The sequence below is a fragment of the Brevibacillus centrosporus genome, from assembly GCF_046622605.1.
GTDB classification, from domain to species: domain Bacteria; phylum Bacillota; class Bacilli; order Brevibacillales; family Brevibacillaceae; genus Brevibacillus; species Brevibacillus centrosporus.
This window is the reverse complement of record NZ_CP176856.1, coordinates 334,397-360,000: the sequence shown is the minus strand read 5'-3', so window position 1 is coordinate 360,000 and position 25,604 is coordinate 334,397. Positions and strand designations below refer to the sequence as shown.

The window sequence follows — 25,604 nt, the reverse complement described above, 5'->3', positions numbered from 1 at the left end:
AGATTGCCAGCAAAGAACCCATCGCAGCAGCAGTCAAACCGCTTGCCAATTTGGTTTTTACGTGGTTTACGTTGATCAACAGTGCTGCAATGATCCCCAAGCTCAAGGAAATGATCAGCGCCCAGGAAGACACCACGTTTTTCACTTTATCGATTTTAAAGGACTCTTTCAGCATGCCAGCATCGTACCAGGTCTCTACATTCCAGAAACCGCGGCTGAACAGGTAATTTCCGATCAGCACGATCGCCAGTGGCAAGATTGCCAGCCAAATGTTCATGAACGTTTGATTCTTTTGCAATTCTGGTTCGTTGATATGACCGTCACCGTAGCCTTCGCCTGCTGCTGCCGCCTGCTTGCGTCTACGCTCCAGCCAGTACATACCGCCTACAAATACCATGATGGCTCCAATGATACCCACGAGAGGAGCTGCATATGCATCTGTACCGAAATACGTGGTTGGGATAATGTTTTGAATCTGTGGAGTACCTGGCAAAGCATCCATGGTGTAAGTAAAAGCACCAAGAGCGATCGTACCTGGAATCAGACGTTTCGGGATGTTTGCTTCACGGAAAATAGCTGCTGCAAATGGATACACCGCAAAAGCTACGACGAACAGCGAAACGCCGCCATACGTCAGGATGGAACAGGCAAGCACGACGGCGAGCATGGCGCGGTTGGAGCCCAACGCTTTTACGATCGAGTGGGCAATCGAGGAAGCTGCTCCACTCAACTCCATCATCTTTCCGAAAATCGCGCCAAGCAGGAATATAGGGAAAAATGATTTCACATAGTTGGCCGCGTTCGTCATAAAGGTCTCGGTATAGCTAGGCAATAGCGCGATTCCGGACAATACGACCGCGAGCAACGTAAAAATAGGAGCAAAAACGATAACTGGGTAGCCGCGGTACGCAAAAAACATTAAGAGACCGAGCGCTAAAACAATAGATAATACTTCAATGATCATACGATTCTCCTTTCAAGTACGCCTTCTTGCTAAATCCAGGCGTCTTTGTTTCCATATCGATAAGCCCCAGCCATTCCGTTGTCATTTCCGAGAATGGACCGGCCGGGAGTTGATACAAAGGGTCGATGCAGCACGCCTCTTCATACCCTTTACCAACTTGCCCCGAATCATCCTGCTCGCCAGATTCACCAACCAATGATCCACTGCCCCCCTCTCTTGAGCAATGTTCCCTCGCACACTGACGGCTGAAAGAAACCGCTTACAACTTGCAATTAGCTATATAGCACAGAGCGTGCCAACCTTGGATGAAATTCAAAAAACACTGTCGCATCAAGACTTCAGGCCTTTCCACTTGATCCCACAGCGCTCTGGACCAGCTGTATTTTCCGGAAATTCGGAAAAACACTTCCGCCATTTCGGAACGCCTTGAAAGCGCTTTAAGGAAAGGGGGCTGATCCATTCCGGAAATTCGGAAAACAAACAAAAAAACCTGTCCAAGCGGCAGTCGGCCACTTCCCAGGTTCATCTGTGAACGTTCTCTTATTGCTTCTCCAATCTGTACTTCTCCCACTTTTCGTAGAACGTCGACTTGCTGATACGCAATAGCTTCGCGGCTTCTTGCTTGTTTCCTCCCGCTTCCTTCATCGCGTGCAGCAAAGCATCCCGCTCCGCCTGCTCCAGCGTTTCCTTCAAAGGGCGAACCACAGCAGGATTGGAAAGCTCCTCGGAAGGCGCTGGAAGCCAAATGTGCTCCTTTTTCAGCACATCATCCTCCATCAAATGAAGAGCGCGCTCCAGCACGTTTCGCAGCTCCCGCACGTTCCCTGGCCAAGAATAGCTTCGCATGACAGCCCAAACATCATCATCGATCGCCCGGACCGTCACTCCCGTAGACTCTACCAGCTGAGTGAGCAGGTTGGAGACGAGCTCGGGCAAATCCTCCAGCCTCTCGCGCAACGGCGGAATGGACAGGGACACGACATTCAGACGATAGTAAAGATCCGCACGAAACTTCCCTTCCTTGATACTGGCGAGCATGTCCTGGTTGGTAGAGGCGATCACCCGCACGTCGATTGGCGTCGTTCGCACTGATCCGACTTTCTCCACTTCCTTTTCCTGCAATACCCGCAGCAGCTTCGCCTGCAAAGGCAGCGGCATGTCGCCAATCTCATCAAGCAGGATCGTACCGTGGTTGGCCAGCTCGAACTTCCCCTTTTTGCCTCGCCGCACCGCTCCCGTGAACGCCCCTTCTTCATAACCGAACAATTCCGATTCCAGGAGGGTATCCGGGATCGCCGCACAGTTTACCCGAATAAACGGCCCCATCTTCCGTTTGCTCTCCGCATGAATCGCATGGGCAAACAGCTCCTTGCCGGTTCCGCTCTCGCCCGTAATGAGCACCGTCGAATCGCTCTTCGCTACCTTTTGCGAGAATTGCTTGAGCTCCAGCATCTTTTGGCTGTAACCGACGATTTGATCCACATGGTAGGTAGCTCCCATTCTCCGGCGCAGCTCTTTTTTATAATAGGTCAACTCGTCTTTGAGCTGGTCGACCATCGCTGCCAGCGACGCCAGCTCCTTCACGTCCTGAAACAGCACCGTACCCAGAACGGCAAGGACCTTTCCCTCGTACATGATCGGGATGCGGTGAGCGATCATGCTTTGGCCTTTAATTTGCTGGATGTCTGCAATCTCTGCCACACCCTCTTGGCCGACGATGTGCATCCGCGTATTCTCGATGACTTCTGTGACCGGCATGCCGATAACATCCTGTACATTCAAGAACTCACGATAACTCCTGTTCAAGAGGAGGATTTTGCCGTCCTTATCTGTGACGATCATAGGTTCGTGAGCGTTTTCAAAAACGACTTCCAAGAGCTTGCTCATCTGCTGGAGATTCCATTCCATAACGGCCCCTCCTTTCCAGGCAGTAATTCTCTCTCTTGAATTATAGCAGGCGCTTCAAAGAGAAGAACGGTTTTTGGCTGCTTTCATCAGGTAGCTTGTACGAGCTTGGCCAAACGCTTTGGTGCAGAACGCAGGTATCCCTCAATCAGATAACTCTCGATCGCTTTCCAATCGGTGACGTTCTCCCCGACAATCGAGACCCAGCCATGCTGTCCAATGTAGGGTGTTTTGTAAAAATGCTCCTGCGCAAGCAAATACTCCTGCGTCGTGGGAAGCGTCTTGATGGAGAGGGTAGGGCCATCTTCCCTGCCCTCCCCCATCATCACAAACGGCTTGTCGTTGACGCGAAAAGATATGTGCCCAAACGCGTCAACCTGTTCCGCAACCTCCGGCAGACGCATCGCCAGCTTACGCACTTTTTCAACGAGAGCTAGACCTTCCTTTGATGTAATTTGCTGGTGCCCCATCGTTTGCACTCCTCCTGTTTGGTTGGTTTGCCCATTACCCAATCTGTTCCTTGCTCTCTCCCTGCTTTCCTTCTTGCATTCGCGCAAGCGGCATAATAAACAGCGTGCCCACGATAAAGAGCAAGGAAGCCAGCACAAAGATCGACACCAGCGAGAAATGTTCTTTTGCCATTCCTGCTACACTCATCGTCACCACCATCGAGCCGGTGTACATCGGAATCAAAATACCGTTTACCCTCCCGATGAACGCACTCTCGGTATGCTTCAGGAGCAGGGTGTTGATCCCGATCTGAATACAGGGCAGAAGCAGCCCGCTAAACAGCTGCGCAGCTAAAGTCAGCCACAGGTGAGTAGAGAGTCCGGCTACGGCGAGCGCGAGCGCATTTCCCAGCATCCCGATGATGAGCAGCTTTTGCGGGGCGACTGTTTTCGCAAAGCTCATAGTCAAGCCTCCCCCTGCAATCATCCCAATCCCTTGCAGCATGAGGAGCCATTGCAGACTTTCTTTTGGCAATCCCAATCGTTCCGTCACCAGAAAAATACTGAGTGGCTGTACGAGTCCAATAGCGAGTCCAGATGCCAGAAAGCACAACCCGATCAGCGTCAGCACGCGGTTTTCTCGTACATAGCGCATCCCGCTTGCCATGTCAGCCCACAGGGTGGAAGGCTGCTTCGCTTTGTCTTCTACTGGGTCGGCCGGCAAAAAGAACAGGACCAGGGCAGAGAGCATGAACGCCAAAGAGGTAACGACCATCGCCATGACCATCCCAAAAGACTGGAAGACAAACGTGCCTAGGATCGGCCCCAAAACCATGAAGATCGCAAACAGCGTCTGGTACATCGACATCCCTGCCTGCAGCTGCTCGGCTGGCACATGCAGCTTGAACAGCTTCATCCCCGCCGGCTGGGAAAACTGTGACAAAATCGCAGAAATCAACGTCACGAAGAAGACAGCTTTCCATGTTCCATAGATAAACGTGAGGAGCACTGCAATCACGGATATCGCGCTGATCAGATCACACCAGACCATGGTACGCTTTGGTCTCCAACGGTCAACAAAGGTTCCGGCGAGAAACGAAAACAGAAAGATGGGCGCATACTCAGCAACCGAGATCATGGAAATCGCCAGAGGATCTCCCCCTGTATGATCCATGACGTAGAGCAAAATCGCGAAATTGCGTACCCATATCCCAATTTGCAAGAACAGGCCTGAAAGCAAGATGGCCCGCACGTAACGATTTTGAAAGAGTCCAGACATCAAAAAACCTCCTTATCCATTTTTTCTGGACAGGAGGCATCGCATACCATCACAAAAAGACATAGAAACCCGTTCAACAACACACGGGAGCTACCATCCATTTGCCAATATGCACATACTAATCCTATCCAGAAAAGCGCATCGTTTTTGATTTCGAATGCTTTTTTTGGAAATAGGAATTAGTACTTCATTGGCTTGATGGTCACCCTTTCGTGTTAGAATGCTCAAAGCATAACATACATAAAAACCCTGATCAAGAAATAATAACCAAGTCCAGTCTGTTTCTTTTTGCCTTCACCGTCCTCAGCCTTGGCCAAGGCATGAGCGGACTTTTCGTGATTGACACCAAGACCGGCAGCACGCTGCCCCTCTGCTACTCCGAAGACGGAAGCGCCCATACTTCGTCTTACGTCCCAATAAAAATGGAGTGATTGATAATATGAAACGCTGCAAATGTACCCTAATTCCGCTTCTCGCCTTTGCCCTTTTGACGGGCTGCGGGAGCCAAGACAAACAACTGACTGTTCAACCTCCGCCTGCTTCATCAGGCAATACCGCCACCCCTGTAAGCCCGGATCAGAATGGCTCCAAGGCGGATATCGAAGTCCTCCAGCAGCTGCAGGTGACCGTCAGCCAAGCCAAGGAAGCGCGGGAGGTGACCGCTTTTCTCGATGAACATCTGAAGCAGGTAGATGCCAAAACAGCAGACCAGATGTTTTTGGCTCTGGAGTCTTTTTACGCGAGCCATGTTTCCGTTGTAAATGATCATTTTCGCAATCTGCTGCAGCAGCCGGGCGTGACGGATCAGCTGTACGCACTCGACTATCCGTACGACTTCAACAAAATCCAAAACGACGACAAGCTCAAGCAGTGGCTGCAAACCCAAACGGCAGGCAAGCTTACGCTCATCGCAACCTCCGACATGTCGTTGTACTGGCAAGTCGACTACCCGGCCCTGCAAGCTGCCTATGGGAATTTTTTATCGAACGACCTGAAAGAATACCTCGCGATTCAAGCGACAGAAGGAAACAAAGCATACACAGGCGACGGCGGGCTGCAGATTTCCCGTGAGGATTTGGGCAAGCGTTTGATGACAGCGGAAAACTATCTGACTGTATATCCTGCCGGGCTCAAGAAGTCCCAGATCCAAACACTCTACACCGATTATTTGAAAGCCTACTTGTCGGATTACCGATACGATGCCATCGACGAAAGCACGATGAAGCTTCTCCCGGCCGTAAAGAAAAACTATCAGAGCTTTGTGAAGACACGCCCTGACAGCAAAACGGCCGACATCGTGACGGCCTACGTCTCGCTTTTGCAGGAAAACCAGGATGTGATCTACGAGTTTGGCCAAAAAGGCGTCAGTATCATCGGGGACCCCAAGCCGAACATCGCTCAGTTTTGGGACAGTCTGCCTGAGCGAGTCAATCACGAGTTCCAAGCAAAGAAGTAAGCCAGCAAAAAGCTCTGCTGCATTCAGGCAGAGCTTTTATCGTGGTCTCTCTAGAGGTTTTGTTCAAATAGGAAGTAAATGTAGTCGTGAGAAGCTCCTGCATGACCCAGCTGGCGGAGCATGGCGGAAATGTTCCCCCGATGATAGGTTCCGTGGTTGACGACGTGCTGGACAATCTCACTGTAGGGAACATGAATGGTTCCCATTGCCGGGTGTGTATAAGGAGCTTTTGCATCCAGATCGGTTTGCGCGAAAAAGTCTTTGAACTTCTCCCCGATCTCAATAAAGCCTTTGCGCAGTTCCTCTGGCCCTTTGCCTTCCAGCTGCTGTGACAGTGCACCTACGATCTTCCCGACGTTTTCGTAGCTTTCCCCTTTCATCGCAAGCAGCCACACATGATCCGTCCGAAGCATGTGCTGCAGTGTCTTTGTAATCGTCGGGAACACGCTAGGAATTTCCTGTTCACAGACCTCTTGTGGCACTTCCCTCAAGCGTTGAAAGACTCTTTCATTCGCCCACAAATGGTAATCATAAAAACGGACAGCATCCTGTTTCATGCAAGCTTCCTCCATTCAATCTCTTTGGGATAGCTCGATCATACACTGGCTTCCCTGACAGCTTCAGTCAGTGAATATTAAGTGGACTGATAGTAATGCAATAAATCAGCTGCGATGGCAGCCAAACGGTCCTTTAAGAAGGACGGCTCTTGTACCCGAATCGCTTTCCCGAATGGCAACAGAATATGAGGGACATGCGTGTGGACGAGCTGTTCATCCAGTTGGAAATGAGCTTCCTCATGCGTCCGCTCCACCAGCGTCCTACCGAGAAACCAGTGCCCGCACAAATCGTTCAGGGCTTGCTTTCTCCCGATAACTTTGATGGAAATCGGTTTTTCCTGTCGATCCGCGTCAGATAAAAGGCTAGATAGAAAATATTGCCGAGCGGAGAACATCGCAGGTCGTTGAAATGTCGAATCCGTGCGCGTCATGTTTCCAATCCGATCGACACGAAAGCTGCGAATGTCACCGCGCAAATGACAAAAGGCGACGACGTACCAGGTGGCTTTCCAGTGAACGAGGCCGTATGGATCGATCTGCCTTGTCTGATATTCGGTCTGGAAGTTTTTCTGATAATCCACGATGAGGGTGTGCTCGTTGGCGACGGAGATCTCCAGCTCTTGCAGCATCGACGCCAGCATCGGATTGGCAGGAGGTAATATGACATCGAAGCCTCTGCTGTGGCGTTCGATGGCGCCTCGCTGTTCTTCATTGGTGTACCTTTTCAGCTTGGCGATCGCCCGATCCAAATCTTCCCCAAACGGATACCCCGCTTCTTGGGCGAACACTGCGGCGTGAATCAGCGACTTTTGTTCATTCAAATCAAAGAGCAGAGGAGCATCCGTAAAGGGCTGGAGCAAGCTGTATCCGCCGTTATGGCCCGAGTCCGCGACGATGGGAACACCGCTCGCACACAGAGCGTCAATGTAGCGGTAAACGGTTCGAATATTCATTTCCAAGGCTTCTGCCAACTGCTTGGCAGTCAAACGTTTTCCAGTCTGCAGCAACCACAGAATAGATAGCATATTATCCGCTTTGGACATATTGTTCCCCTTTTTCCTATTGCTCGTATTGTTTCCCTATTTTAACAATTCAAAGCCTTGGAAACCAACAAAAAACCCTCCCGCTCATTGCTGTGCGGAAGGGCCTCCCTTTGGTTCCTTTTCCTTTATGATTTCATCCTGAGCAGCCTCATGCTGTTCAAAATGACGATCAGCGCAGCTCCCGTATCACTCAGTACTGCCAGCCACAAGGTCAGCCACCCTGGGAAGATCAAAACGAGTGCCAAGAGCTTGATGACGATCGAGAACCAAATGTTTTGTTGAATGATCTGCAATGCTTTGCGGCTGATGTTCACCGTATGGGGCAGCTTCTCCAGGTTATCTGCCATCAGCACAACATCAGCTGTTTCCATAGCGGCATCTGTACCCGCTCCGCCCATGGCAATACCCAGATCGGCGGTTGCAAGAGCAGGTGCATCGTTGATCCCGTCTCCCACCATCGCGACTGTCTTGCCTTCCTGCTGCAGCTTTTGAATCGCCGCGACTTTATCCTCCGGCAAGAGCTCCGCAAAGTATCGACTGACGCCCGCTTGGCTCGCCACCTTTGCCGCCGTGCCTGCATTGTCCCCAGTCAGCATGATTATCTCTTGAATACCAGCAGCCTTCAGCTTACTGATCGCCCCTACGGAGATATCGCGAATGGTATCCGATACGGCAATCAGCCCGAGAATTGACTGGCTGGTCCCGACCATCACGATTGTATTGCCTTCGTTTTGCAAGGACGCGATCTGCTCGCTCCACGCTGCCAGCGATATGCCCATTTCTTCAAACAAGGCGGGTTTTCCTGCGTAATACGACTCCCCGCCAATCCTCGCTTCCGCCCCTTTTCCCACGATGACACCAAAGTCCTGCCCTGCTAACGGAGCGATCTTCCTTTCGCCTGCATACGTCAAGATCGCCTGTGCAATCGGATGGCGTGAGTGCTCTTCAATCGTACGGGCGATGGCTAACACTTCGTCCTCTTTGCCGGGAGCCGCGAGCATTTGTGAGACTTGCGGCTTGCCCTGTGTCAGTGTACCGGTCTTGTCAAAAGCAATCGCGTTGATCGCCCCGGCCTTTTCCAAAAAGGCTCCGCCTTTGATCAAGACTCCGTTCCGCGCGGCATTCCCAATGGCAGACACGATCGCTACCGGCGTCGAGATGACCAGGGCACATGGGCACGCTACGACCAACAGCTCCAACCCTTTATAGAACCATTCGCCCCACGTTCCCCAGCCCAGCAACGGGGGAAACACGATCACCAAGAGTGCCAGCACCAGTACAATCGGGGTGTACCAAGCCGCAAATTTATCGACGAACGCTTGCGTCGGCGCTTTTTTCTCCTGCGCCTCCTCGACTAAGTGAATGATTTTTGCAATGGCTGTATCTTCAACCAGCCTCGTCACTTTGACTTCCAACGAGCCGCTCTCGTTGACACTGCCCGCAAAGACGGTGTCACCTGATTGTTTGTCAACCGGGATAGACTCCCCCGTAATCGGCGCCTGATTGATACTGGATGTACCGAAGAGAATTTCACCGTCCAATGGCACTTTCTCACCTGGCTTGACGACGATGATGTCACCTACGCCTACATTCTCCACAGGCAGCCTGACCATCGACTCTCCTTTTTTCACCCAGGCTTCTGCGGGCGTCAGATCCATCAAGGTGCGAATCGAATCACGCGTCTTCTCGATGGAGTTCGTTTGCAGCCAATTCCCGATGGCGAAAAGCCAGACGACCGTCGCTCCCTCCAGCCATTCTCCGATCAGAGCTGCCCCGATCGCAGCCACAGTCATCAGCACATTCATGTCAAGCGAACCGCTTTTGATCGCGTAAAAGGCACTGCGAGCAGGTCGATAGCCACCGATGATCATGGACAAGGCATAACAAACAGTCAAAAGCAGCTCAGGAAAGCTCGTAAAGGAACCCAGGAAGCCTAGTGCAAGCAGCACGCCAGAAATGACCGCAAGCCGCGTCCCCATGCTGTCCTTCGCTTCTGCCTTACTCGATTTGCCCCGAGCTAGGGGGCTGGCGGCATATCCCGCCTTGGACACCTCGCTTACAATCGATTCATCAGATAGTCCCTCTTGCACAATTTGCATCTTGCCGGTAGAAAAATTGACAACGACATTCTGAACCGCTGCGAGTGATTTCATATGTTTCTCTAAGGATTTGGCACATGAACTGCAATCCATGCCTACAATACGGTATACAGCTGCCCGTGATAAATCCGCAGCAGCCACAGCTTCCTCTGCCCCCATGACAGGGAGCAGCTTCATCTCGTGCGATTTGTGGCTGTCTGACTTATGTTCATGGCCGGCCGCGCTGTTCCCGGCGCTACAATGATGATGATCGTTGCAGCAGGCACCTTTATTTTTGTCCGCTGACATCTGCTCTCACCTATTTTCCAATCCCGTATTTTAGTCGAATCCGCATGTCATTCAAACGAATATTTAATTATTATACTATCCGAACCATTCCCGTGATTCAAGGATAGAATTTGATTTTTCCGCCTATTTCCCTCATGCATGCGAACGTCCCGAAAAAAACAAAGAGGCTTCTCCAATAAAGAAGCCTCTGAACGGTTTATCGAGCTGTGTTTTCAGTTGGGTTCGGCAGGGTTTGCCAGCGCTCGCCACAATCCAGGCAAAGGCATTTGATCACTTTTCGCTTCTCCAGCGACAAACGAATGGCAAAGAGCACAAACGCACCCATCAACCCAAGAAACAGGAAAATGACTGGCGTCCCTTTCATAACGATCCCGATCCAGCCCAAGATCAGCAAAACAAGGGCGTACAGGATCGTATAGAGACGTCGGTTGATGGACTCGGTATAGTCGATTTTTTTGGAACGGCATTTCGGGCATTTCTGTGGTACGTTCATAATTTTTCCCAATTCCTTTCCCCGTCAAACGTGACAAGTAAACACGTCCATTTTACACCAAAAAATAAGGAGGAACTACCACGCCACCAAAATGTCGTTTTTCCTTCCCAGTTTTCATACGAATGACTATAATAGGAAGACATTGTAATGAGGCAAGAGGTGAAGTCGGGTGTCTCCAAAAGAACAGGACGATATTTGTGAGGTTCAATGCTTTGATGACGAAAAGGTGAATCGTTTAAAGCCGTTCGCAGCCGAATCATTAGGTGTTGCGAAGATTTTCAAGGCGCTGGCTGATGATACACGCGCGAAAATCATTCACATTTTGTCATTGGAAGACGAGCTCTGCGTCTGTGATATCGCCGCGATTATTGGCAGTTCGATCGCCAATACGTCTCACCATTTACGGCTGCTGCGTAATATGGGACTTGCCAAGTATCGGAAAGAAGGAAAGCTCGTTTTCTATTCCCTCGATGATGACCACGTGCGTCATCTCATCTCGGCAGGCGTCGAGCACGCCAAGGAGCAGCGGATTCCCGTGCATTCGGAAAGCAACGGATAAGAAAACAACAGAACGTCTCATGAGAAAACTTGGTTAAAAAAAGCCATCGCTGCACAAACGGGAGTCAGTCCCCACTGTGCGCGATGGCTTCTCTATTGTGGGGTTTGACCATAGAAGCTGAGGAAGCAAAAAAAGAGGCGCTCACTGATTGATGCGCCCCTTTTTGTAGCGTTGGTTTTGACTTTATCGGATGTGGCGATTACGCCCTTTGGCCATCCTGCAGCAGGCTGAACACACGGTTCGGGCTGATTGGCAGGCGGTCGATTTTTATGTTGAACGGAGACAAAGCATCTACTACCGCATTCGCAATCGCAGCCGGCGAAGATATTGCGCCGCTCTCCCCTACTCCTTTGACACCGAGCGGGTTGCGCGTGGAGTAGTATTCCTGCTCGCCTTGAAACGCTTTCGGCACTTCCATCGCGGTCGGCATCAGGTAGTCCATGTACGTACCTGTCAGCAGCTGACCGTTGTCATTGTAGACGATCTCTTCGTACAGAGCCGTACCCAGACCTTGTGCGAAGCCTCCTTGTACCTGGCCTTCCACGATCATCGGATTGATCACGCGACCGCTGTCGTGCACGATGTAGTAATTGTTGATTTGGACGAAGCAGGTCTCGATATCTACTTCGACCTCTGCGACGTGGAAGGAGGACGAGTAGGTAACTGTCGGCGGCACGAAGTAATGGGTAGCTTCCAAGCCTGGCTCCATGCCGGGTGGTACCTTGCAGCGAGGACCTGGTGCTGCTGCCTCGTATACTTGCGCAAACGTCATTTTTTGCTCGGGATCCTTTTCCGAGTAAACGACGCCATCCTTCATCGTCAGCTCCTCGGCCGGGATGCCCATCACATGACCTGCAACCGCCAGCACTTTCGTACGTAGTTTTTCTGCTGCGAAATGAGTAGCTGAACCTGCGTTTACCGCGCTTCGGCTCGCATACGTACCGGCACCGAAGCCGAGAAGGGCCGTATCTCCGCATTTGACGGTTACTTTGTCCAGTCCGACGTTCAGGACATCTCCTGCAACTTGCCCGAAGACAGTCTCATGGCTTTGTCCTTGCGGAGAAGAGCCTGTGTGAATCATCAGCTGTCCGAAAGCATCGATCGCCGCCTTAGCGCCCTCGAACGGTCCCACACCGGTTCCTTCTACGTTGGAGGAAATCCCGATCCCCACGTATCTGCCTTCTTTTCTCCAAGCTTCCTGCTTCGCGCGAATATCTTTGTAGCCGGACATTTCCAGCGCCATTTGCATCGCTTCCGGATAGTCGCCGCTATCGTAGATCAGCTCGCCGCCATCTTTATAGTACATCCCTTGGCTGTACGGCATTTCCTCGGCCGGAATGATATTTTTCATCATGACTTCAGCCGGATCGATATTGAGATGGCGAGCAATCATGTCCACCATCCGGTCCATTGCCAAAACAACTTCCGGTCTTCCCGCACCGCGGTACGGAACATTCGGTGTTTTGTGCGTCAACGCAATCTTGCATGTGAGGTCGAATACCGGGATTTTGTAAGCACCACGGAAATGCGCCGCACTGTTGTACGCGCAGGTGAAAGCGAAGTAGTTGATCGCACCGACGTCCAGCACGAAATGATCACGCAGGCCGAGAATCGTACCGTCGTTCATGAATGCCACTTCGATATCGTGAATTTGGTCACGGGAATGACGAGCCGCACTCATGCTCTCGATGCGGTCCTCGATCCAGCGAACTGGGCGTTTCAGCTCTCTCGCCAGGAAAGCCAGCATGACTTCCTCGGTATAGAGTCCCCCTTTTGGTCCAAAACCGCCGCCTACGTCAGGAGTTGTTACGCGGATATTTTGTTCCACGAGCCCCAGAATCTTCGCGACATAGTGACGTACCTCAAAAGGCATTTGGGTAGAAGACCAAATATGCAGCTGGTCGCCGCGGCTTTCGTAATCGGCCACGACACCACGCGTCTCGATCGGATTGGAGGAAACACGCGGAGAAGTAAAGCGGCCGCTCAGTACGTGATCAGCCTTTTTCAATACTTCCTCATAATCTCCTACTGGCAAGTGGAAGTACGCTTGCAGGTTGTTCTCCATGCTCTCCTGTACGAGTGGAGCTCCCTCTTCCAGTGCTTTGAACGGATCCACGACAGACGGCAGTGGTTCGTAATCGACTTTGATCAGGGCTGCCGCATCCTCAGCGACATAACGGTTTTTCGCCACTACACATGCCACGCTTTGTCCCACGTACATGACCTTTCCTTGCGCGAGAACTGGCTCTTCATTATTGAACATGAACGGTTTGATCTGGTCTTCGATATGCTTCGGCAGGCGACAGTGGGAGTCAATCTGGGTAAGCGGCTTTACTCTTCCTACCAAATCCGCACCTGTGTAAACTGCGTACACACCTTCCAACGCCTTTGCCGCTTCTACGTCGATATTTTTGATCTTCGCATGCGCATGTGTGCTGCGCACGAAGGTCGCTTCCACCATTCCCGGCTTTTTGATATCGGCGACGAACATTCCTGTACCCGTGACCATGCGATAATCTTCTTTACGTCTCAAGCTTTGTCCAACTAGAGTCGCCATCGGTTCACTCTCCTTGTTTGGCAAGCGCTTGGGAAGCCTGCTCTACTGCTTTGACTATGTTTGCGTAGCCTGTGCAGCGGCACAGGTTACCGGAGATAGCTTCGCGAATCTCGTGCTCGTTCGGATTCGGGTTTTCGTTCAGGAAATCAACGAGTGTCATCATGAAGCCTGGCGTGCAGAAACCGCATTGCAGAGCATGGTTGTCCGAGAATGCCTGTTGCAGCGGATGCAGGGTCCCATCTTCTTTTACCAAAGACTCAACGGTATCGATGCTGCAGCCATCTGCTTGGACCGCGAGCATCAGACAGGAGCGCGCAGCTTTTCCGTCTACCAATACGGTACATGCACCACAGACACCGTGCTCACAGCCCAAATGCGTACCTGTCAGATTCAGATGATCGCGAATGAAGTCAGCCAAAAGCATGCGTGTTTCTACGGTTTCCGTCAGCTGCTTTCCGTTTACGGTAACGGTAATTTCTTTTGTATTCATCCCTTCGTCCCTCCCGCCCGTTTCAAAGCTGTTTGCAGCGCACGCTTGGTCAATGCTTTTACCAAAGAGCGTCTGTACTCCACAGAACCGTGCAAATCGCTGTCCGGCTCTACTTGTTCACTTGCCAGCACACTGGCCTCTTCCAGAACCTCGTCTGTAGGCTCTTTGCCTATCAAGAATTCTTCTGCATCCTCCAATACGCAAGGTACCGGGTTTGCTCCACCAGCCGCGAGTCTGGCCAAGGTAATTTCGTTGTTTTCATCCAGGTCAATGACTGCCGCGATTTCAACCAAGGCAAAGTCACCGTGACGTCTTGATACTTCTGTAAATTCATAGCCCGCTGTTTCCGGAAGAATCGGGAAGCGCAGCTCTTTGATCATTTGGTCGGGCTGCAGGGAAGTCAGCAAATACGTGAGGAAAAACTCATCAGGTGTAACCGTTTCTTCACCGTCGGCATGGGCGATGACAATCTCTCCACGCAGTGCGGCAATCACACAGGGAAGCTCTGCAGACGGGTCCGCATGGGCGATACTTCCGCCAATCGTTCCTCTGTGGCGAATTTGGGGATGCCCGATCCAGCGAACCGCCTCAACCAAAAGGGGACACAGCTTTCGAACCAACGGCGAAAACTCCACGTCGCGATGCTTCGTAAGCGCACCGATCACGAGGTAGCCATCTTCTTCGCGAATATAGGAAAGATCCTCAACACGACCGATATCAATCAAATACTTCGGTGTAGAAAGCCGCATGTTCAAAACCGGAATCAGGCTCTGGCCACCGGACATAATTTTTGCATCCTCGCCCAGATCAGCAAGGTATTGAAGCGCTTCCTCCAAACTCGACGGACGCAGGTATTCAAACGCGGCTGGTTTCATTTACGGTCCTACCTCCCCAGTTGTTTTTCGATTGCTTTGAAAAACTGCCCTGCCATAAATTTCGCGATTCCGCCGAGTACACGACCACCTACGCTGGCGATCATTCCGCCTACTTCTGCGTCACAATCCCAAGTCAGGGTACAGCCTTTATCGGTTTCTACCAGCTTGCAGTCCATTCTGGCTTTCACGTGACCTGGTGAACCGCTGCCCTCTGCCAAGAGAACATAATGGGAGCCTTCGACGATATCTTCGAGCTTTACTTGACCGATGTATTCACCTTTTACAGCAGCAACACCCAGCTTCAAAACGACATCGTACTCTCCGTTCTCCTTGAGCACCAAGCGCTCACAGCCAGGAATCGCCCCTTTTAAAATTTCCGGATTATGCAAAGCATCCCAAATATTCTGACTGGACTCTTTAAACTTCGTCTCGCCCGCTAAATTCATATCTTTCACTCCCCGCTGGCATCTTGTTGCCGTTTCCTACAGTTTATCCTTGATTTTATATAATTAAAAATACATAATCATTTATAATTCGATAGACAAATCGACATATGAAAGTGGGATGCGTATGGATCTGCTACAACTAAAATACTTTCAAGTCGTCGCTCGTCTGGAACATATGACGCGAGCCTCCGAGGAGCTTCATATTTCCCAGCCGTCCCTAAGTAAAATGATTAGCCGACTGGAAAAGCATCTCGGAGTCCCTCTGTTTGACCGTCATGGCAAGCAAATCCGTCTCAATCGCTTTGGACAAGCCTTTCTCAAACGCATCGAGCGTGTCTTCTCCGAGCTGGAGGAAGGGCAACAGGAGTTGGCTGACCTGACCGGATTGGAGCGCGGACAAGTTTTTCTGGCAGCTGCCACTGGCCGCTTGCTTCCGGAGCTGCTCAGTGCTTTTCTCAAGCGTCATCCTCACGTCAATGTCAAGCTGTTGCAAGGCTCCACGCAAGAATGTCAAAATCTTTTGGAACGCGGAGAGGTCGACCTCGCGATTACTCATCCGCTTATTCAGGAAGAACGCATCCAAAGCGTTTCCTTGTTGACAGAAAATATGTTTCTTGCGGTTCCGCCTGACCACCGCCTCGCAAACGCAAACAAGGTATCCCTGAGCGAAGCAGCCACAGAAACCTTCATCGGTCTCACCAAGACGTACGAATTGACAGAAACGACAACCAACATGTGTCTGCAAGCCGGATTTACTCCGAATTTTGCCTTTGAGTGCAATGATGCAGAAGTCATCCTGCGCATGGTTAACAACGGACTGGGCGTCGCCCTCATTCCAGAGCATTGGTGGACCTACAACCAGCACTGGTGGACACAATCCCTGGAAAAACGGGAAGCCCAAGCACCTGTTTACTTGCCCATCGTCGATCACTACTCCAAGCGGGTCGTGGGGCTATCCTGGGTAAAAGCCCGTTATCTCACCATGGCTGCCCGCGAGCTGCGCGATTTTACCATCAGCTACTTTGAAGAGATGAACAAAGACTCCATGTAAAAATTTTCCTGAATACTCTTAATTTTTTTAATTCAAAAAGATCGAAAGCGCTTACCTTTGTAGAAATGGAAATAGGATTTACCCATGGGTATCAGCCTTTGGATAAATCCTATTTCTTTTCTATCTATTTCTGATGCAGTCGCGGGTCTATTTCCTGAATCCGTCGATAGTCATCGGGAGTATCTACATCGAGATTCCAGCTTGCAGTGTCAAAGCTGACCGTTTTCATGTGAGTCTTGTATTTGACGATCACATCTTTGCCGCCCTGATCCCCCGTCACTAGGCAAAGCTCCTCCATCAAAGCAGCGTCAAAAAGCACGGGATGACCAGCGGTGCCCGCGTAGAAGGCACGCACGATCTTGGTTCCTTCTGCCCGACTGTCTTCGTAGGTACGGATCAAAGCTTGTACCACTTCGTCCGGCACATACGGCTGGTCCGCCAAAAATACGAGGACTGCATCAACGTGTCCACTCGCAGCAGCAATCCCAACTCGCAGAGAAGATGCCATTCCCGTCGCATACTCTCGGTTGTCCAGCACCTCTACCTCTGGCAAATCACTTGTCAGCCGGCGCAATTCTTCCGTTCGTTCTCCGCCAACCAACAGAACCGGACTCAGATCATTTGCTATTGCCCTCTCAACACTGTGACGAAACAACGGTTTCCCCTGCAGAGGCAAAAACTGCTTGGCCTCCCCCATGCGCCGTGACAGTCCTGCCGCCAGTACAATCGCACCGATTCTAGGCATGGATCTTGCTCTTCCCATGCAGCGGAAGGGCTTGTCTGCTATTTCTTTCTGCCATCAGCTGTGACACGATACTCATCGCCACCTCATCCATCGTTTCTGCCCCCAGGTCGAGACCGATCGGGGCATGAATCGTACCGCTTGAAAGCTTGCGATCAATCTGTACCAGCATTTCTTCTGTACGCGTGAGAGGCCCCAACACTCCGATAAATTTCGGATCACTGCGCATAGCCAGATCCAGGGAAGCTTGATCGCGCTCCAGATGATGATTCATGATCACCCACCAGCTGTCTGAAAGCTCCGATGGGTCTACCTCTGTTGCTGACTGGACGATATGACGTGCAGCAGGGAAAGCTTCCGGTGTATTAAAACCGCTTCGCGGGTCCAACACGGTGACCGAAAAGCCCATACGCGCCGCCATTTCAACAACGGGTCGTGCATCAAGCCCAGCACCCGCTACAACTAATCGCTCATTCGGTTTTACCACATCGATATAAAAACGTCTGCCTTCAAAAACAAAGACTTCTGCACGTGTCTGGCGATCAAAGCGCTGTCTGGCATGGCGAAGGACTTCTTCCGGCAGCAAGTCGCCTTCTCGCGCGACCATTTCGTTCTCTGTCAGCAGCGCACGTGACCCGTTGATGATTTCAATAATCAAGGAAACACTTTGCTCTCGCTGAAGCGCTTCGTCTACCTGCAACCAAAAGCGGTCTTGCGGATTCACAGGCAGGATGCCGATCGTAAGCGAGCCCTTGCAGCCAATCCCCAGGCTCCACACTTCACTTTCGCTCAGGTCGTATCGCTGCAGACGAGGTTCTCCTGACTGCATGGCTTTTTCAGCCCAGCCGAACAGATCGCTTTCCAGACAGCCCCCACTTATCGTCCCAAAGATACGTCCATCCTCTGCCATCATTACCTTCGTACCTGGCAAGCGGTAAGCCGACCCTTGTACATTCATGAGCATAAGCAGTGCAGCCTTGTGACCTTCCTGCCAAGCCATCCTGATCTGATTCATCACTTCCCGAAACTCCTGTAAACGTGACATTTCGGCACCCTCCTTGTGAAATCCTCTTGTTGTACTTTCGAGTTGATTAGTAGCCTTTGCGCATCAGTACCAAGCACAGTACCAGTGAAATGACGATAAAGCTCATCAGCGCCAGGAAGCCCCCTGTATAGGAACCAGAAGCTTGGCTTACAGCACCTACTACGATTGGCCCGACAGCCGCCAGGGCATAGGAAACGCTACCAAAAATACCGCCGATACGTCCCATTACTCGCGGCGATGCCACTTTATGCAGCATCGTCATGGTCAGAGCAGCCGGCATCAGCAATACGCTGATCAAGAGAATGCTCAAAAGCTGTGCACCCATGACACTGCTGGTAAACATCGACAGCAACAAGAAAATAATAATCAGTGCACTTGCTCCGCCAACAAATACAGCGCGCTTCATGATTTTGTCAGACAAGAAACCCGAACCCATTTGAACGAGAATCGCCAAGCCATAGCCGGCAGCATTGACAAAAGCAGATTGTACGAAAGGAACTTGTTTGACTTCCGTCAGATAGCTTGGAAGGAATGTGGAAATTCCGAAGAATCCGATGGAAACACAGCCGTAAACCGCAACCAGCATCCAGAAGATAGGATTTTTCAAAACCGCTTTTACTTCACCCGTGTCCGCGATCTCTTTCTTTACCGTGCTTGCACCTTTTTCGATGTACTCTTTCTCAGCCGCATTGACGGCACGGTGTTCGCCCGGGCTGTTGCGGACCATCAGCCAGAACATGACCAGACAGAGAAGGGACACGGCACCAAGCGCATGATAGCTCTCTCTCCATCCATAATTTTGCGCGACGATCGCGATAATCGGCAAACCGATCACGGGACCCAAGGAGTTACCATTGAACCAAAGCGCCTGTGCTTTTGCTTGCTCGTTCGCAGGGAACCATTTGGCAGTCAACGTCAAAGCGATGGGATAAAGGACACCTTCACTCAAGCCAAGAATAGAACGGGACCAGAACAAAGCCGATACGGACTCAGCCATTCCCCCCAGAACCATTGCAACTACCCAGAAGAAAATACCGATGAGACCACTCTTACATGCACCAATTCGGTCAACAACAAAACCCCAACCAAATTGCCCAATAGCGTAGGTAATCAAGAAAATACTGCTCAATGTACCTTTAATCGCGCCATCCTTAATGCCCAAATCCTGCAGGAAGGGCTTGTTCGCCAGCAAAATGTTGATGTTGGACTTGTCAATCATCGACACGGTGAACAAAATAAGTAGCGGCAAACCGATCTGAATCCATCTTGCTCTTGTCATTTTTCCAGTTGCTGCTTGCGCTGTAGTCCCCAGTTGGCTCAAATGAATACCCCCTATTGTTTTTCTTGCTACTCCCCCATTGTACGTTCGATTTTTTATTATTTTAAATATAAAAAGAATTATTAAATCATTCTTAAAAACTCATAAGCCAATAATGATGACCATCCGCGCCCGAATTTTTGCAAAAAAACCTTTTTAAAATCAGAGCTTTGGCAAAACACCCGCTCTCCCCCTTTATCTGGCCTATCATAGTTTCTATGGAATATGAAAACGGCTCTTCGGCACTCCATCAAGAGGAAGATGCTATAGCAACTATGAATGCCTCCTCTCAAAAGTGAGGCTAACTACCAAATCACGAGGGCAACGATTGTGGAAAGAATCAAGCCCACCACGACGGGTAAAAAGTTTTTCCGTGCCAAGTCAAAGGCAGATACTCCGCAAAATCCGGATACAGCCACCAGGGAAGACCAAGCTACCAGTGTTCCGCCCCCTGTAAAGATCGTTCCTACCTGACCGATCGCCGCCAGAGTCGAAGCGTCCACTCCCGATCCTTGTGCCAATGCGCCAGAAAGTGATCCGGCTAAAGTCAAGCCTGCAAATCCTGAGCCATCCAGCCCAGTGAGCATTCCTACAAACAAAATGCCGAATGCCGTTAAGAACGAGCTTTGTGGAACATAAGCTTGCGCACTCTGCACGAGGTCAAACAAAAATGCCGGTTTCGCAGCATCCTCTGCCAGCGACAAAATACTTCCAGTGAAATCGCTGCTGCCCATGAAGAAAAATCCGGCAATCGGAATGACTGCCCCCATCACCCGGAATGCAACGACAAAGCCCTCTGTCAGATGGTCGCCGATTTTATCGAACGCTTTCATTCCTTTTGCCGCCAAAGTCGCCAGGATCAAAAGCATAACGGCTGTCCCGCAAATGAGAGCCGCTCCGTCCCCGCCAATCAAACCACCCTCGCGACCTTCGATAACCTTTGTGCTGATCATATAGCCTACGACGACGAGCATGGTCAGGGGAACGATAATGGCGAATGCCTTTCCCCACTTGGTTGCAACGCCTTTCGGAATCGCATCTTCGGCTGTTGCAGCCATTTCACTGGCAGCCTGCCCTTGGGCACCTACTCCCTGTAAAATAGCTAGTTCCTGCTCTACTTCGGCGCTGTTTGGTTTGCGAATCTGTTTGCGCATCACTGCATACGCGATGGCAATGGACGTCAGACCAGTGATCAGCGACAAAACCAAGGATTTGTCTGCCACGAGAGCCGTATCAATCCCTGCCGCTGTAGCAGTCACCATAGGGACGACCTGCATGACATAGTCAGAGGCCAGTGCCATCCCCTGCCCTGCCAGCGCTACCGCCACCGCTGCCCCCATCACGGGCAATCCGGCACGAACCGCTGCCGGGACCAGCAAGGCACAGATCAATGGGACCGCTGGAGTCGGCCAGAAGAACAGCGAAATCACATACGTAATGCCGACCAGAACAAAAAAGGCAACGTGACCGTTTACCATATACTTTTGAATCGGGGCAATCATCTGTTTGTCTGCGCCGAGATCCTTCAATGAGTTAAGCAAGGCAACCATAAAGGTCATGATCAGAAAAATATTGAACAGTTCTTTAGCCGCTACTAGATTCGCGTTAAAAACGGCGGTGAGTCCACCAACCATGCTCCCCTTATACATCCAGGCTACGAGCAGCGTACCGATTAAGGTGGGGATGACAACTCCCCGGCGGAAAATAATGGCCGCAATAATGACCAAGGTAACAAAGGCGAACATCCAATGTGCTGCAGTCAATGCCATAACTTGAACACCTTCTTTCACAGGATATTAACTCCGTCATCCGCAAATCTGCGATAACAGCTGAAAATTAGTTGCCATAGCAACCACTGCTCCTGGCTTGTGACTATCACGCTCCCCCCCCTTTTCATCTCAAATGTCCATCTGAAAATAGCGATGCGTTTCTTTTGCCAGCTCAAAAGATACGTAGCTGCGCCCCCCTAATAACTGTGCTGCTATCACGTTACCCCTTCATTGTACTTTTGTTTTTTTATAATTTTAAATATAAAAACAATTATTACATCATGCTTATAGCCTCATAAGGCAATCCTGATCGGGTTGTCAGGGCGTTTTTTCTCACCAAAAACCTTTTTGTAGCGCGATTTGGGACAAGTCTTATGTTCCACCCTTTATTTGGGGATTCATAGTTTCAGGGGAATTAGAAAACTTTGCTCCGCCAAGCTTTATGGCGGAGCCTTAGTTGCACTTATACTGGCTAAGAATATTGTAAATTCTTACCGTATAAAAAATGATCCTCTTTCCGAAAGGATCATCCAACAGGCTTACGTCGCGTTTTTATAAATCTTATGCAGGATCCTGCTCAGTGTCTCTTTCTCTTCTTCCGTCATACCCTGTTGCAGCTGCTTGTTCACTTCTGCCAAATGTGGACGAACCATCTCACACAATATTCTGCCTTTTCGCGAGATGTGAACGCTCACATAACGACGGTCACTTGGACTGGTGACCCGAATGATAAATCCTTTTTTTTCCAGGCTGGAAACCATTCGGGCTACATTCGTTTTGTCTTTTTCGAGCTGCTGCGCAATCTCATTTTGTGTCAGTCCGTCCCGCTCGAGGAGCAATCGCAAAATCAGATGCTGCTCGGGAGCTATTTGATACGGCTCCATTTTCGTTCGCATGAGATTGGTTATCTTTACGTCCAAGCGGCGAATAAACAAAGCCATTGTATCGTCAATTTTCATGAAATCACCCACGTCTGAAATTTGTTACAAGTGTAGATGCATTTCGGATAGCCGTCAATGGCAGCTCCAGTCGCTTACCAGCCTTTTTACACAGATGTTTAATTCAAAAAGAATGCGACTCTTTACCCCTTTTCCTCCCTGTTACCCGGCAAAACCTCACAAAAAAACAGCAGACTGGACGCCTGCTGTTTTTCTTCATGGGCAAGTTTTCATTTTTATTTTCCTGTTTACCCGAGATCAAATACATCGCGGAACCACTCGGCAGAGGCGTTCACTTCCGCAGCAGTGAGCTGATGGCCGTAGTTTGCCCATTGCAGCGCGACCGAGGCACCCGCTCCCTTTAGCAAATGAGACAGCTCCTCCGTTTCCTGTGGGGAACAAATCGGGTCATTCGTACCTGCACCGATAAAGATCGGGACACCAGTCAGATCAGGCAAAGGGATTCCACGCCGCGGAACCATCGGGTGATAAAGAATCGCTCCCTTTAAAGCATCTGCGTAATGAAAAAGAAGACTTCCTGCGATATTCGCTCCGTTGGAATAGCCGACAGCCACTAGATTGTCGCGGTCAAACTGGTATTCGAGCGCCGCTTGATCAAGAAAATCATTGAGCTCCTTAGTGCGAAAAATGAGATCCTCTTCGTCAAACACCCCTTCTGCAAGCCGTCGAAAGAAGCGTGGCATGCCATTTTCCAGTACATTTCCCCGAACGCTGAGCACAGAAGCCTCTGGAGCGATGCGCTGCCCCAGCGGAAGCAAGTCGTTTTCGTCTCCGCCCGTGCCATGCAGAAGCAAAAGCGTAGGAGCATCGAGGTTGGTCCCTTGTTTAAACACATGTTTCATTTACTTGTCTCCCTCCAGCACACGTACGGTAATAGGCGTTAAGCCCTGCTCAATCTGCGTACGATAAGGCTCATACCATTCGGGCAGCATCAGTTTCTCCCCTAACTGTTCGAACGCTTCATCTCTTCCAAAGCCTGGAGGATCCGTAGCAATTTCAAAGAGAATCTCGCCGTATTCCCGGAAATAGAGTGCGTTAAAATATTGTCTGTCCACGATGTCTGTTGGATGCAGTCCATACGCTTCCACCTTTTCCCTCCAGCTGCGATGATCGGCATCGTCTTTTGCCCGCCAAGCAATATGGTGAACCGTCCCCGCTCCGCCTGCTCCCCTTGGCATAGGCTGTGCATTTACATCAATGATGTTGCCCAGATCGCCTACCGAACGGAAGCGGACGAGTCCACCTTCCTCACCGACCTTTTCAAGCCCCAGCAGATTTTGCAGCACTTCCATCGTTTTTTCTGGCTGTACGCTATACAGGATCGCTCCCCCAAAGCCTTTGATCGCTTTCTCGGCAGGAATATTGCCAAACGACCACTTGCTTGGCGCACCGCCTTCGCGCTCAACCAGCTCGAGCTGCAGACCATCCTGATCGGCGAATTGCAGATATGTCTCTTTGAATCGCGTTACTTTGTTATAGGCTACTTCAAATTTGTTCAAACGATCCTCCCAGAAGCCCAGCGTTCCGACCGGAATCAAAAAGGTGGTATAGCCCACCTGTCCTCCCCCAATGCGGCCCTTGCGTGAGGCGGCATAAGGAAAGAAGGTAATAGCGGTTCCCGGACTCCCTGCCTCGTTTCCGAAATAGAGATGATACACTTCAGGGGCATCAAAGTTAATGGTTTTCTTCACCAGTCTAAGTCCGAGCAAGCCTGCGTAAAAGTCGACGTTCTCCTGTGGATGTCTTACAAAAGCCGTAATGTGGTGGATGCCTGCTGTTTGCTGTTTCATACTTGTTTCCTCCTCTGATTGCCGTAGGATCGGCTTTTTATCCTTCGTTCATTTATCTTTAATTAAAGATTTTGTGGGAATGGAGAGCTATTATCCCCACATCTGATGCTGTCAGCGGATCTATGGCTGCCCCGCCTTTACCATTTTGACTGCCAGGTTTACGTTTGCCATCTTTATCCGCTCCTTCTTTCCCTTTTTTCCTTGGCTATGACTTCGTTATCATTCCCAATCAGGTACGAGATCACCGCACAAATACCCTTTATTCATATATCTTAAATTAGAGATATATTCTCAAAAAAATTACTTCTTCAAATTGGATGCTTTCAGACCCGTTTCTTTTAGCAGTTGGATCATTGTATCTTTTTGTTCGGCTGTCAGCCCTTTAAACAGCTTTTCGATAGCTGCACGGTGCTGAGGAAAAATTTCATCCATCAGCTGTTTTCCTGCTTTCGTGATGGAGGCGTAAATGACGCGGCGATCCTCCTGGCTGGTTTTCCGTTCCAGCAATTGTTTAGACTCCAGCTTATCAATCACATAGGTCATGCTACCACTTGCCAGCAACACTTTTTTGCCAATATGCTGGATCGGCTGCTCGCCTTTATGATACAGCAGCTCGAGCACCATGAATTCCGATGGATTCAGACCGTAGCGCTTCATATCGTCTGTCACGAAGTCGCTGATCGACCGATACGCTCTCGATAAGATCACGAACAGCTTCAGTGACAATTCGTCCGGGTGGCCGTCATCTTTTTTCACAGAACCAAATCCTTTTATAAAATATCTTTAATTCGAGATAATTGTATGATGAATATTTCTCTTTGTCAACCCGGTCGATTGAAAAAGATTGTAAACGGCGATTCAAGTCAATGCGCCACAACGATAGAAAATAAATGGAAATTTTAACTATTACCCTGTTGCAAACATACGTTCTGTTCGTTATAATCATATTGTGTCAGAAAATGGATGACCATCTCTTGTCCGCAACGAAAAAAACACTCGCCGAGGAGCTGAATGTTCATGACCATGCGCTTGACTCCCTATTTGATGATGGATGGCAACGCCAAAGAAGCGATCGAGTTTTACCAGAAAGCACTCGAAGCACAAGTTCTTTTCCTGCAAACCTTTGGGGAAATGCCTGCAAACCCCGAGTACCCTCTGCCAGAAGCTGCACGAGATCGCGTTGGACATGCTACGATTAAAATCGGAGAGTCCGAGCTGATGTTTTCGGATACATTCCCAGGGCAGCCTGTTCAAATCGGCAACCAAGTCACCATTTGTCTCTCCACCGACTCAGCCGATAAGTCCAAGCAGCTGTTTGAAGCTCTGCAAGAAGGCGGCTCTGTCGTTATGCCTCTGCAAGAAACCCACTTCAGCCCTGGTTATGGCATTGTCACGGACAAGTTCGGCGTAAGCTTCCAAATCTACACGGAAGGTCAGCATCATATGTAATAGCAACGAAACCGAGTCTCC

At 50.3% G+C, this 25,604-nt stretch carries 26 protein-coding genes (1 of these 26 cut by a window edge); 4 read left to right on the top strand and 22 right to left on the bottom strand.

What is annotated here, in order from left to right; genetic code table 11:
• The 6 genes from ACLIN2_RS02040 to ACLIN2_RS02015 all read right to left on the bottom strand — a co-directional run.
• A protein-coding gene (locus ACLIN2_RS02040) for a GntP family permease (RefSeq protein WP_411503104.1) crosses the window boundary here: on the bottom strand, positions 1 to 964 show its 5' portion. Its footprint begins 422 nt before the window's first position; 964 of the gene's 1,386 nt are visible here — the first part of the coding sequence; it begins with the start codon at positions 962 to 964; the stop codon falls past the left edge of the window.
• The gene (locus ACLIN2_RS02035; protein ID WP_310239060.1) at positions 954 to 1,160 is read right to left on the bottom strand and encodes a hypothetical protein; all 207 of its coding nucleotides are present in this window, start codon (positions 1,158 to 1,160) and stop codon (positions 954 to 956) included. The genes ACLIN2_RS02040 and ACLIN2_RS02035 overlap by 11 nt, the downstream gene beginning before the upstream one ends.
• A gap of 344 nt (positions 1,161 to 1,504) precedes the next feature.
• Positions 1,505 to 2,872, bottom strand: a complete 1,368-nt coding sequence (locus ACLIN2_RS02030) for a sigma-54 interaction domain-containing protein (RefSeq protein ID WP_411503103.1) — start codon at positions 2,870 to 2,872, stop codon at positions 1,505 to 1,507.
• Between the two features lie 86 nt (positions 2,873 to 2,958).
• Positions 2,959 to 3,339 (bottom strand): MmcQ/YjbR family DNA-binding protein, encoded by a 381-nt coding sequence (locus ACLIN2_RS02025; protein WP_310239058.1) that lies wholly within the window; start codon positions 3,337 to 3,339, stop codon positions 2,959 to 2,961.
• A 34-nt stretch (positions 3,340 to 3,373) separates the two neighbouring features.
• The gene (locus tag ACLIN2_RS02020; RefSeq protein WP_310239057.1) at positions 3,374 to 4,597 is read right to left on the bottom strand and encodes an MFS transporter; all 1,224 of its coding nucleotides are present in this window, start codon (positions 4,595 to 4,597) and stop codon (positions 3,374 to 3,376) included.
• 224 nt (positions 4,598 to 4,821) lie between these two features.
• Positions 4,822 to 4,995 (bottom strand): hypothetical protein, encoded by a 174-nt coding sequence (locus ACLIN2_RS02015; RefSeq protein ID WP_411503102.1) that lies wholly within the window; start codon positions 4,993 to 4,995, stop codon positions 4,822 to 4,824.
• 41 nt (positions 4,996 to 5,036) lie between these two features.
• On the opposite strand from ACLIN2_RS02015, the gene ACLIN2_RS02010 reads away from it, so the two are divergent.
• Positions 5,037 to 6,053 carry an ATP-binding protein gene (locus ACLIN2_RS02010; RefSeq protein WP_411503101.1) on the top strand — a complete coding sequence of 339 codons (1,017 nt, stop codon included), beginning with the start codon at positions 5,037 to 5,039 and terminating at the stop codon, positions 6,051 to 6,053.
• Between the two features lie 50 nt (positions 6,054 to 6,103).
• Here ACLIN2_RS02010 and ACLIN2_RS02005 read toward each other — a convergent pair whose 3' ends face one another.
• The 4 genes from ACLIN2_RS02005 to ACLIN2_RS01990 form a co-directional block, all read right to left on the bottom strand.
• Positions 6,104 to 6,610 carry a DinB family protein gene (locus tag ACLIN2_RS02005; protein WP_411503100.1) on the bottom strand — a complete coding sequence of 169 codons (507 nt, stop codon included), beginning with the start codon at positions 6,608 to 6,610 and terminating at the stop codon, positions 6,104 to 6,106.
• A 77-nt stretch (positions 6,611 to 6,687) separates the two neighbouring features.
• Positions 6,688 to 7,653 carry a helix-turn-helix transcriptional regulator gene (locus ACLIN2_RS02000; RefSeq protein ID WP_411503099.1) on the bottom strand — a complete coding sequence of 322 codons (966 nt, stop codon included), beginning with the start codon at positions 7,651 to 7,653 and terminating at the stop codon, positions 6,688 to 6,690.
• A gap of 125 nt (positions 7,654 to 7,778) precedes the next feature.
• Positions 7,779 to 10,040 (bottom strand): heavy metal translocating P-type ATPase, encoded by a 2,262-nt coding sequence (locus ACLIN2_RS01995; protein WP_411503098.1) that lies wholly within the window; start codon positions 10,038 to 10,040, stop codon positions 7,779 to 7,781.
• A gap of 196 nt (positions 10,041 to 10,236) precedes the next feature.
• Positions 10,237 to 10,533, bottom strand: coding sequence for a hypothetical protein (locus tag ACLIN2_RS01990; protein WP_122960280.1), 297 nt, complete (start codon positions 10,531 to 10,533; stop codon positions 10,237 to 10,239).
• Positions 10,534 to 10,702: 169 nt separating this feature from the next.
• Between ACLIN2_RS01990 and ACLIN2_RS01985 the strand changes: the two genes are divergently transcribed.
• Positions 10,703 to 11,092, top strand: coding sequence for an ArsR/SmtB family transcription factor (locus tag ACLIN2_RS01985; RefSeq protein ID WP_092276819.1), 390 nt, complete (start codon positions 10,703 to 10,705; stop codon positions 11,090 to 11,092).
• A 199-nt stretch (positions 11,093 to 11,291) separates the two neighbouring features.
• Here ACLIN2_RS01985 and ACLIN2_RS01980 read toward each other — a convergent pair whose 3' ends face one another.
• From ACLIN2_RS01980 to ACLIN2_RS01965, 4 genes are read right to left on the bottom strand one after another with little or no spacing between them, the layout of a single operon-like run.
• Positions 11,292 to 13,649 carry a xanthine dehydrogenase family protein molybdopterin-binding subunit gene (locus ACLIN2_RS01980; RefSeq protein WP_411503097.1) on the bottom strand — a complete coding sequence of 786 codons (2,358 nt, stop codon included), beginning with the start codon at positions 13,647 to 13,649 and terminating at the stop codon, positions 11,292 to 11,294.
• Positions 13,650 to 13,653: 4 nt separating this feature from the next.
• On the bottom strand, positions 13,654 to 14,139 hold the full coding sequence (locus ACLIN2_RS01975; RefSeq protein ID WP_400588466.1) for a (2Fe-2S)-binding protein: 486 nt from the start codon (positions 14,137 to 14,139) through the stop codon (positions 13,654 to 13,656).
• Entirely contained in the window at positions 14,136 to 15,014 is an 879-nt protein-coding gene (locus ACLIN2_RS01970; RefSeq protein ID WP_327932994.1) for an FAD binding domain-containing protein, read from the bottom strand. The genes ACLIN2_RS01975 and ACLIN2_RS01970 overlap by 4 nt, the downstream gene beginning before the upstream one ends.
• A gap of 8 nt (positions 15,015 to 15,022) precedes the next feature.
• Positions 15,023 to 15,460 (bottom strand): SRPBCC family protein, encoded by a 438-nt coding sequence (locus ACLIN2_RS01965; protein WP_122925488.1) that lies wholly within the window; start codon positions 15,458 to 15,460, stop codon positions 15,023 to 15,025.
• A 124-nt stretch (positions 15,461 to 15,584) separates the two neighbouring features.
• On the opposite strand from ACLIN2_RS01965, the gene ACLIN2_RS01960 reads away from it, so the two are divergent.
• A complete protein-coding gene (locus ACLIN2_RS01960) occupies positions 15,585 to 16,511 on the top strand; it encodes a LysR family transcriptional regulator (protein ID WP_411503096.1) in 927 nt (308 codons plus the stop codon).
• A 124-nt stretch (positions 16,512 to 16,635) separates the two neighbouring features.
• Here ACLIN2_RS01960 and ACLIN2_RS01955 read toward each other — a convergent pair whose 3' ends face one another.
• The 8 genes from ACLIN2_RS01955 to ACLIN2_RS01920 form a co-directional block, all read right to left on the bottom strand.
• Positions 16,636 to 17,256, bottom strand: a complete 621-nt coding sequence (locus ACLIN2_RS01955) for a nucleotidyltransferase family protein (protein WP_411503095.1) — start codon at positions 17,254 to 17,256, stop codon at positions 16,636 to 16,638.
• The gene (locus ACLIN2_RS01950; RefSeq protein ID WP_411503094.1) at positions 17,249 to 18,298 is read right to left on the bottom strand and encodes an XdhC family protein; all 1,050 of its coding nucleotides are present in this window, start codon (positions 18,296 to 18,298) and stop codon (positions 17,249 to 17,251) included. Before ACLIN2_RS01950 ends, ACLIN2_RS01955 begins: the two co-directional genes overlap by 8 nt.
• A gap of 46 nt (positions 18,299 to 18,344) precedes the next feature.
• Positions 18,345 to 19,619, bottom strand: a complete 1,275-nt coding sequence (locus ACLIN2_RS01945; protein WP_411503093.1) for an MFS transporter — start codon at positions 19,617 to 19,619, stop codon at positions 18,345 to 18,347.
• 302 nt (positions 19,620 to 19,921) lie between these two features.
• Positions 19,922 to 21,385 carry a hypothetical protein gene (locus tag ACLIN2_RS01940; RefSeq protein WP_411503092.1) on the bottom strand — a complete coding sequence of 488 codons (1,464 nt, stop codon included), beginning with the start codon at positions 21,383 to 21,385 and terminating at the stop codon, positions 19,922 to 19,924.
• Positions 21,386 to 21,924: 539 nt separating this feature from the next.
• Positions 21,925 to 22,344: a MarR family winged helix-turn-helix transcriptional regulator gene (locus ACLIN2_RS01935; protein WP_411503091.1), complete on the bottom strand. Its 420-nt coding sequence runs from the start codon at positions 22,342 to 22,344 to the stop codon at positions 21,925 to 21,927.
• Positions 22,345 to 22,571: 227 nt separating this feature from the next.
• Positions 22,572 to 23,186: an alpha/beta hydrolase gene (locus tag ACLIN2_RS01930; protein ID WP_092276795.1), complete on the bottom strand. Its 615-nt coding sequence runs from the start codon at positions 23,184 to 23,186 to the stop codon at positions 22,572 to 22,574.
• A complete protein-coding gene (locus tag ACLIN2_RS01925) occupies positions 23,187 to 24,134 on the bottom strand; it encodes a ring-cleaving dioxygenase (protein ID WP_400588472.1) in 948 nt (315 codons plus the stop codon). It abuts the gene before it with no gap.
• Positions 24,135 to 24,434: 300 nt separating this feature from the next.
• Positions 24,435 to 24,890 carry a MarR family winged helix-turn-helix transcriptional regulator gene (locus tag ACLIN2_RS01920; RefSeq protein WP_411503090.1) on the bottom strand — a complete coding sequence of 152 codons (456 nt, stop codon included), beginning with the start codon at positions 24,888 to 24,890 and terminating at the stop codon, positions 24,435 to 24,437.
• Positions 24,891 to 25,151: 261 nt separating this feature from the next.
• Between ACLIN2_RS01920 and ACLIN2_RS01915 the strand changes: the two genes are divergently transcribed.
• A complete protein-coding gene (locus ACLIN2_RS01915; protein WP_122960261.1) occupies positions 25,152 to 25,583 on the top strand; it encodes a VOC family protein in 432 nt (143 codons plus the stop codon).
• The last annotated feature ends 21 nt before the right edge of the window (positions 25,584 to 25,604 follow it).